General features: G+C 40.0%; 4 protein-coding genes. 1 reads left to right on the top strand and 3 read right to left on the bottom strand.

The features are described from left to right. Window positions 1–1,664, bottom strand: a 1,664-nt coding sequence (gene recJ, locus GYA54_00020) for a single-stranded-DNA-specific exonuclease RecJ (protein ID NMC51106.1), incomplete at its 3' end; no start/stop codon positions are given. Between the two features lie 245 nt (window positions 1,665–1,909). On the opposite strand from recJ, the gene GYA54_00015 reads away from it, so the two are divergent. Then, window positions 1,910–3,946 carry a hypothetical protein gene (locus tag GYA54_00015; protein ID NMC51105.1) on the top strand — a complete coding sequence of 679 codons (2,037 nt, stop codon included), beginning with the start codon at window positions 1,910–1,912 and terminating at the stop codon, window positions 3,944–3,946. Between the two features lie 66 nt (window positions 3,947–4,012). Here the strand turns inward: GYA54_00015 and GYA54_00010 are convergent, their stop codons facing one another. Then, the gene (locus GYA54_00010; protein ID NMC51104.1) at window positions 4,013–4,612 is read right to left on the bottom strand and encodes a hypothetical protein; all 600 of its coding nucleotides are present in this window, start codon (window positions 4,610–4,612) and stop codon (window positions 4,013–4,015) included. A gap of 59 nt (window positions 4,613–4,671) precedes the next feature. Then, on the bottom strand, window positions 4,672–5,193 hold the full coding sequence (locus GYA54_00005) for a hypothetical protein (protein ID NMC51103.1): 522 nt from the start codon (window positions 5,191–5,193) through the stop codon (window positions 4,672–4,674). Between the last annotated feature and the right edge of the window lie 23 nt (window positions 5,194–5,216).

The raw sequence follows: 5,216 nt of genomic DNA, 5'->3' as shown, positions 1-5,216 counted from the left end.
TTGCCATTCCACTCATTCACCCCAAATTCATAAACCACGTCAACCTTGTCCCCCACTTTCATCTTTTCTACCCACTCAGAAGACAAACCAAACCCCACAAACTTACGAATAATTTTACCATTTCCGTCACTCAATTCCAAACGCAAATGTTGCCCCACTGTTCCCATGGTTATGATTGCTTCAATCCTTAAATCTTTTGTTATAAATAACGGCTCCCTGTTTCCTTCGCCAAAGGGCTCAAATTTTTCTAAATCATCAATCACTCCCCAGTCCATCTCAGCCAAGTTAACTTCCGCCTCTATATCCAGCCTTGGCGTCAATTCTGCCCTCGCCAATTGACTTTGGGCCATGCTCCTAATTTTATTCTTAAAATTCTCATAATTCTCCTCCCCCGCTATTGTCAGACCACAAGCCTGTTCATGCCCCCCAAATTCCGATAAATATTCCTGACACTCGCCAAGAGCCGCCGTAATATCAAATTCAGGAATGCTCCGGCCAGAGGCCACGTATTCATTGCCCATTTTACCAAAAACAATCACTGGCCTGTTGAATCTGTCGCAAAGCTTGCCAGCTATGAGCCCTACCAGCCCCGGTGACCAACCGTCATAAGCGCTAAAAAGAATTTTATCTTCATTGCTTGGCTGCCCAATCTGTTCCAAAGAAATCTTCAACATTTCTTCTGTTGTTTTTTGCCTATTTTGATTTTTTTGATTCAAATCATTGGCAATTGCCAAGGCCTCGGCTTCGTCTTCAGCCACCAAAAGCTCATAAGCAGTATTGGCATGATCCATCCGGCCAGCCGCATTAAGTCTGGGCGCAACCTGAAAAGCCACACTATGCACATCAACCTCATCGGTCTGGGACAAATTAAAAAGCTCTTTAAGCCCCAAGCGCTGAGTTTTATTTAAAACTATCAAACCCCATTTTACCAAAGTTCTATTTTCTTCCAAAAGCGGCATCGAATCAGCAATTGTCCCAATTGCCACTAAATCCAAAAGCCATTTTTCAAAAGCATCATTATTTTGTTTTTTATCACTCCTAAGTAATGCCTGCGCTAATTTAAAAGCCACTCCAACCCCGGCCAATTTTTTAAATGGATATTTCTCCTTTTTTAGTGTCGGACAAACCACTGCATAGGCTGTTGGTATATTCTTGGGTTCCATGTGATGATCCGTCACTATTACATCTATCCCACTTTCTTTGGCCAAAGCTATTTCGTCTTTATTGGCGATACCACAATCAACCGTGATAATCAAATTTGTTTTATTGTCCACCAATTCCTGCACTGCTTCTTTGTTCATACCATAGCCCTCTGTCAATCTATTGGGAATATAGACTTTCAAATTTTCCGCCCCCAATCTTTTTAACGCAATGTAAACAACCGCCGTTGAAGTCACTCCGTCAGCGTCATAATCTCCATAAATTACAATATTTTCTTTTCGTTCAATGGCTCCAAAAACCCTCTCTGCTGCCACCCCCATCTCCCCAAATAAAAAAGGATCATTTTGGTCACGTAAATAATCCGGCCCCAAAAATCTGTCTATTTGATCTTGAGTTGTCAAGCCACGGTTGAACAAGAGCTGCAAAACAACGCTTTTCAACTCAGGAAATCTCTCCCCAAAATCTGCGCCATATTTTTCTTTTAGCATCCATCTTTTTGCCATATCCCCCATTTTATCACACTAATCCAAATGTACAAATCATTTATAAGTATACAAATATAAATTTACAATACCCAGCCAAACACCAAATCTCAAGCCCAAAGCACAAAATAATTTCCAAGTAACAATATTTAATTTCTTTCTTTTAAATTTATAATTTGAATATTAGGACTTTTGATGTCCATACTATTCTCTCTTCAACCACTTTTATGTTATAATATCTCTATAATACTCAAAAATAAAAATCTATGAAAAAAATCTTTCACCCCGAATCGGTCGCTGTCATCGGCGCTTCTGTCAAACCAGAAAAAATTGGGGGTATTATTATTAATAATCTTTTAGCCGCCGGTTACCAGGGAAAAATCTACCCCGTCAATCCTAAATACGACCAAATTAAAGAATTAAAATGTTACCATTCTCTAAAAGAAATCAAAAAAAATATTGATCTTGTGATCATAGCTACTCCGGCGGCTACTGTCCTTGGCATATTAGACGAAACAGTCGGCTTAAAAAATCCACCCAAAAATTTTATAATCATCTCAGCCGGCTTTGCTGAGTCTGGAGCTGAGGGCCAAGCCTTAGAAAAACAAATATCCGACCTTGCTCAAAAAAACAAATTAAATATCATCGGCCCCAATTGTCTGGGCGTTATCAACACCCAAAACGGCCTCAATGCCTCTTTCGCTAACAAAAATTTCCTCTCCGGCAATGTTGGTCTGATTTCCCAGTCGGGCGCTTTTGCTGTAGCCCTCATGGATCTTGGCAAAAAAGAAAATCTTGGATTTTCCTATATCGCCACTATCGGCAATAAAACCGTGGTTGATGAGGCTGATTTATTGGAATATTTTGCCCAGGACAAAAAAACCCAAGCAGTTGGCATTTATCTGGAAAATATAAAAAGGGGTGAACAATTTCTAAATATTCTCAAAAGGACTAGCCAACAAAAACCGATATTTATCGTCAAGGGCGGCTCCTCGCCCAAAAGCCAAAATGCCATTCTCTCGCACACCGGCGCCATGGCCGGGGACGAAGAGGTGGCCGAAAGCCTAATCGGTGAGGCCGGAGGCTTTTATCTGCCAACTACTTTTGATCTGATAAATAATCTAAAAATATTTTCCCACTTCAGGGCTCCTCTAAATAATAAAATAGCTGTACTAACCAACGCCGGCGGACCTGGTATTCTGGCCGCTGACTATATCAGCCAGAGCTCCGATCTAACACTCTATGAATTTTCTGAACAGCAAAAAAACAATCTCAAAAATAAAATTCCAGAAGCCAGCTCTTGCTCCAATCCTATTGATCTCAGGGGCGATGCCGACCATTTTCGCTATGAGCTCGCCCTGAAAGAGCTAGCCAAAATAAAAAACATTGGAGCCCTTCTGGTTGTCGCCACCGCCCAAGCCCAAACCGATATTCCCCTCATTTATGAATCTCTGAGAGCAGCCCAAAAATACTGCTCTTTCCCAGTCATACCAGTAGTCATGAGCGCTATCGAGCAAACAACCAAAGAAAAAATGCCAAACTTCGTAGAGCCGTCATGCGCTGTTAGAGCTTTGGGAAATTATTACCTCTGGACCAGTAGAAAAAAAACCAAATTGGTTAAAATCGTAAAAAATAAAATTAATACCGCCCGCCAAAAACAAAGCAACCACTATTTGGAAGAAATAAAAAAACACGGCCGTCCAATTTTACTTGCCAATGAAACAGCCAACCTCGGAAAATTATACACCTTTAATATCTTGGACTCTATCCGGACCAGCTCTGCCAACCCAGCCAATCTAAGCTATCCGATAGTTCTAAAAATTGACAGCGACAAAATCCTCCACAAAAACAAAGAAGGTGGGCTGATTATGGGTATTAAAAACCCGGGCGAACTATCCTCTGCCATCGACCAACTGCACACCAAATTTCCCAAAACTGATTTGATTATACAAAAAACAGTCAAACCAGGACTAGAATTAATTATTGGCCTCAAAAATGACAATAATTTTGGGTCAATTATTATGCTTGGTCTCGGTGGCATTGCCACGGAAATATTAAATATAAAAATTTTCTTCTCTCTCCAAAATAATCTCCAATATATCAAAACCAAAATAGATACCTCTCCCCTAAGCAAAATATTGGCCAAACAACGGATAAAATCAGAAACCGTAGCCAAAGAAATTTCCAAAGCCATCACCCTCGCCAGCGAAAACCCCTCCCTCAAAGAAGCTGACTTCAATCCCATTATCTTCTACCCGGACTCGCCGCCAATCGCCATCGACTTCAAAGTTGTCTTAAAGTAATTATTCACCAAAAATACCCCTTTTAAGGGGTATTTTAAATTCTAACACCACAAAACAGCAGAAGGACTAGTCCATCACCCTCCAGATCACCCACGCCGCTACGGCCAAAGCTGTACCCAAAGTCAATTGTCCCAATGTATGTTTTTTTTGCACATATCTAGACCACCACACCACCGGCACAAAAATCAACAACCACCAATAATCCCAATCATAAAAATCATTAAATAATAAAACCGCCGCTGTATAGCCCAAAGCGTGATTACTTGTTTTATAGTAAAAATTGATCAACAAAACTACTATCCCGAGCATCAATGACAAGGCCAATATCTTTATAACTACCATGGGGCCGCCAGCCCCCCAGGTCAAAATCAAGCCCAAAAGCCAATAAAAAATAATCGTCACAATAAAAGGCGTTCTCTTTTCTCTCTTAGTAAAATCAATATCCTCTATCTTGCCTTTCTTTAAAAAAAGCAAAAAAGTAATCAGGGGCAAACCAGCCAAGAAAAAAACCAGCACGACTGCCCACCACAATCTATTATAGCCCTCAAAATGCGAAGAAAAAATCAAAGCCACTCCAAATAAGCCCATCCACACAAACGGTTCAAATATCCTCGAAAGAATATAAGCAACCTTTATTTTTAAACTCTTTTTTTGCCAAAAAAACATTTCTTTATAATTTATCTATAAATATATAATAACATTTTCTCACACCTTTGTTGAGTAATCTAAACTTTATATAAATATATTGCCACTTCTTTTTCATTTGGCTTGTCTCTAATCATCTCCGGCCAGCCAACCATGGGGAAAGCATAAGAAATTATTTTTGTACCCGGCCGCAAGCCCTCCTGGAGCATTTTTTTAAACTTATTATCAATGCCTTTTGGTGTACCAAAAAAATAAACCACATCTGCCTCTCTAATATCTTTTCTATAAAAATCTCCGAATTTAAAAACCGCTCTCCTTTCTCCGATTAACATTTTTTTCATCTGGCAATAAATATAATTGGGCCAGGATAATTCTATCCCCACTGCCTTTGAGCCAGTTTTGGCTGCCGCCAAAACCACCCGCCCACTGCCACAGCCCAAATCATAAAAAATTTGCCCCGGCTTCAAGTCGGCCAATCTTATTATTCTTTCCAAATCTCTTTTTCTGGTCGGCACAAACGGCGCCAGAGATATTGAAGCCAAAAACACTGACAATAAAATCAGATTCAATACGATCAAAAATAATAGCCACCAGCCATTCATAATTATTTTTTAATTATCCCTCC

It is taken from the genome of Candidatus Kuenenbacteria bacterium, from assembly GCA_012797775.1.
GTDB lineage: Bacteria > Patescibacteriota > Patescibacteriia > UBA2196 > GWA2-42-15 > JAAZMX01.
Note: the sequence above shows the minus strand (reverse complement) of the source record. Positions and strands in the feature narration are given on the sequence as shown.